The organism is Kosakonia sp. S42 (genome assembly GCF_016624785.1).
Lineage (GTDB): Bacteria > Pseudomonadota > Gammaproteobacteria > Enterobacterales > Enterobacteriaceae > Kosakonia > Kosakonia cowanii.
In genome coordinates, this window is record NZ_JACVTW010000127.1 from 1 (window position 1) to 235 (window position 235).

Genomic DNA, 235 nt, shown 5'->3' on the forward strand with positions numbered 1-235 from the left:
TTTGAACGCCATGCGCTCGGTCACCAGAACTGACGTCTCCAGCGGTGAAAACTCCCCGGTGGTATACCCGGTCAGGGGATACATTGACCCCTGCGCCCCGGCACACCAGAACAGCGGCGACAGCGGCAGGCCGGCGGATGCGGCAGCGGCATCTGCCGAACAGGCGGCCTGAGCCACCAGGTTGCCGAAGAGCGCGGCCTCCGGGTTAATCAGCATCGAGAGCGTACTGTCATTC

Annotated in this window: 1 protein-coding gene; it reads right to left on the bottom strand. The window is 64.3% G+C overall.

The window, feature by feature from the left end; all coding sequences use genetic code 11:
• Positions 1–235 (bottom strand): TraU family protein (locus IAE50_RS25840; protein ID WP_200581710.1); only part of this gene is annotated, 235 nt, incomplete at both ends.